Raw genomic sequence first — 3547 nt, forward strand, 5'->3', positions numbered from 1 at the left:
TCGTCCGGGTCATCAAGCGCGCCCTGAAGAAGATCCAGTACAGGCCCCACCTCATCGACGGCTGCCTCCCACCGACCGGCCTGGCGATAACGACAGGAGTCGACATCACGAATTAAAGATCAGTACCGTGATCAGTCAGGTGATCTTGAGACCGGAAGGAACCCCCACTGGCTATGGCATCGCGGACGGAGCTGACCAGGACGATGTTGTTCACCGCCGCCCAGGTGCTGGCCGAGCACCCGGACGGCGTACCGACCCGCGACCTGTGGCCCCTGGTCAGGGATCGATTGCCCGGCCTGGAGGACGAGTGGAAGTCGGGCGGCGTCGAGAGCAACACACCTGAGCTCGCCCTCGGCTACAAAAGCGGCGGGCTGGTCAAGTCCGGCTGGGTGATCAAGTCACAGGGCCGCTGGCGCCTCACTTCACTCGGCCGGATCGCCCTTCAAGAACACTCCGACGCGCCGTCCTTCATAGCAGCCGCTCACACCGGCTACCAGTACTGGGACCAGCACCGCGCGGGCTTCGAGACGGCCAGGCGGTTGCTGGAAGCCGTACCGGAGGGAGGTTGGGTCGCCGCCAGTGACCTCGCGGCGGAGACGGGCCTGGATCCGGTACGGCTGGTGTGCTGGTCACAGGGAGAGCTTCCTGAGGGTTGGCACCGGGCGCTCGACTCGGACGGTGGCCTGCCGGACGCCGCTCACCCCGACGAGGTGGCGCGAGGGCAGTGGCTGCGGCTGCTCGAAGACGAAGGGCTGCATGTCGTGCTCGGGCGGGTCCCGCCTGTGCGGCAGATCCCACGCGAGGATTTGCGGCAGCTGTTGATCGATGATCCCGATGTCAGTGGCACCTCTGAGCGTGTCCGGAGGGCCTGGCTGGTGCGCGGGCTCGGCATGTACGGCGGAGAACTGCTGCACGGCTGGCTCGCCGAGGGGTACTGCTCGCTGCCCGCGTCGAAGCTGCGTGAGCTCCCGCCCGGCTCGTCTCAAGAAGCCGTACGTGCGGCTGTCGAAGAGGACTACGCACACGGCTCCTTCAACGACAAGCTGAAGAAGACCAACGAGTTCTACGCGTTCCTCAGCCGGATGCGCGAGAGCGACCTGGTGCTCTGCAACGACGGCGGGAAAATCTACGTGGGCCGCATCCACGGTGAGCCGGCCTTCCGGGCCAGCGTGGAAAACCGGGCGAACCTACAGAGGCCCGTCACTTGGCTGAACGCCGACAAGCCGCTCGACTTCGGCGAGCTGCCCGACGAGATGTCGGCCAAGCTGGCCACCCAGCACGACGTGCTCGACCTCACCGAGTTCATCGACGACCTGGAGAAGCTCGTCGGGCCGGAGCCGACGCCGCACAGGGAGTTCAGGCTGCCCGACGTGACGCCGGAGCTGGCCGCCGAGCTGTTCGTCGACGAGGAATGGTTACAGGAGTGTGTGGACCTGCTGCGGGACCGGCCGCAGCTCATCCTCTATGGCCCGCCGGGCACGGGGAAGACGTACATCGCCCAGCACCTCGCCGAGCACCTGGCCGGCGGCAGGCCGCAGAACGCGAAGCTCGTCCAGTTTCACCCCTCCTACTCGTACGAGGACTTCTTCGAGGGCTTCCGGCCGGTGCAGACACCGGACGGGCGAGGGGTGGTGTTCAAGCCGCTGCCCGGCCCGCTGCTCCGACTGGTGGACGCCGCCCGGGAGCGCCCGGAGGAGCCGTTCGTCCTGATCATTGACGAGATCAACCGGGGCAACATCGCCAAGGTCTTCGGCGAGCTGTATTTCCTGCTCGAATATCGCAAGAAGGCCATCGACCTGCTCTATTCGTCGGCCGACGAGACCGGCACGCCGTTCACGCTGCCGGAGAACCTGGTCGTCATCGGCACCATGAACACCGCCGACCGGTCGATCGCCCTGGTCGACGCGGCGATGCGGCGGCGGTTCGCCTTCGTCGAGCTGCACCCAGAGGAGAAGCCGACCTCCGACGTCCTGCACCGCTGGCTCGCTCACAAGGGCCTCTCAGGCGAGGCCGCACGGCTGCTGGCAGAGCTCAACTCCCGCATCGAGGACCGCGATTTCAAGATTGGTCCGTCGTACCTCATGCGCCCGGCCATCTTTGACGATCCGAAGGGCTTCGAGCGCGTCTGGCGCACCCAGATCCTGCCGCTGCTCGAAGAGCACCACTACGGGGACGGCACCGACGTGGCCGAGCGATACGGGCTGGAGGCGCTACGACGGGCCATCTCATGACCTCCCCGATCACTCTCGTCGAGGGCACCCCGCCGCAGGAGGTCGCGCTCACCCCCGAGCAGGCCGCTGCCCTCGTCGCGGCGAAAGCCGTACAGGTCGCTCCCGGGCCGCGCGCCGGGCTATGGCGCATCCGCGACAACGGGTACGTCGGCGCAGTGACGATCGGCGGTGTCCAGATCAGGATCACGCCGAAGACGCCGATCGACCGGCTGCTGTTCCTGCTCGGCTACGCCCGGTCGGTGCGTGGCTGGCGGCAGGAGGAGGTGCAGGCCGGCGAGCATCAAGACCTGCTGCCCGCGCTCGCGTACGCCTTCGCCCGCGCCGCCCAGCGGGCCCTCGGGCAGGGCGTGTTGCAGGGCTACCGGGAGGTCGAGGAGTCCGCCCAAATGGTGCGGGGACGGCTGCAGGAGGCGGAACAGATCCGTCGCAGGTACGGCCTGCCCCTGCCGGTCGAGGTCCGTTACGACGAGTTCACGGTGGACATCGCGGAGAACCGGCTGCTCCTGGCGGCTACGGCCCGGCTGCTACGCCTGCCCGGACTCGACACAGCGACCCGGAAGTCACTGCGGCACCTCCTTGCCCGGCTGGCAGGGGTGTCCGCGCTGGTGCCGGGCTTGCCGCTACCTGCCTGGCAGCCGAGCCGGCTGAACGCCCGTTACCACACGGCGCTGCGGCTCACCGAGCTCGTGCTGCGCAGTCGCTCGTACGAGCTGGACGACGGCACGACGGTCCGGGTGGATGGGCTGCTGCTGGAGATGTGGCGGGTCTTCGAGGACTTCGTGACCGTCGCGCTGGCTGAGGCCATGCGGCCGTACGGCGGGCGGACCGACCTGCAGGACCGGCGACACCACCTCGACCACGGCCGTCGGGTGCCGCTGCGCCCCGACCTCGTCCGCTACGTCATCGGCGCGGACGGGATCGAACGACCCGCCGCCGTCGCGGACGCCAAATACAAGGTCTCCACCGGCCCGGACGGGCGCAACGGCGACCTCTACCAGATGCTCGCCTACTGCACCGTGCTGGGCCTGCAGCGCGGCCACTTGGTGTACGCCAAGGGGGACGCCGAGCCGTACCGGCATGTCGTGCGCAGAGCCGGAATCGAGATTGGCCAGCATGCGCTCGACCTGACGCTTCCCCCGGCGGAATTACTCGACAGCGTGGAGGTACTCGCGAAGGCGATCCTTCAATAAGAGCGCCTAACACAATGAGCTGAGTCGGCGCCAGCAGATCAGGGCGCAGCCGATGCTGAGGAAGGCGCGGTGGATGTCCTCGCGCACTTCCCAGCGGATGCGTAGCCTGCGGAAGCTGTGCAGTAG

Annotated in this window: 2 protein-coding genes; both read left to right on the forward strand. The window is 67.8% G+C overall.

What is annotated here, in order from left to right; genetic code table 11:
* Positions 1 to 173: 173 nt before the first annotated feature.
* A complete protein-coding gene (locus HHX33_RS34495) occupies positions 174 to 2231 on the forward strand; it encodes an McrB family protein (RefSeq protein WP_182878232.1) in 2058 nt (685 codons plus the stop codon).
* Entirely contained in the window at positions 2228 to 3421 is a 1194-nt protein-coding gene (locus HHX33_RS34500; RefSeq protein ID WP_182878233.1) for an McrC family protein, read from the forward strand. Before HHX33_RS34495 ends, HHX33_RS34500 begins: the two co-directional genes overlap by 4 nt.
* Positions 3422 to 3547 lie beyond the last annotated feature (126 nt).

The sequence above is a fragment of the Microbispora sp. H10670 genome, assembly GCF_014161385.1.
In the GTDB taxonomy this organism is placed as follows: domain Bacteria; phylum Actinomycetota; class Actinomycetes; order Streptosporangiales; family Streptosporangiaceae; genus Microbispora; species Microbispora triticiradicis.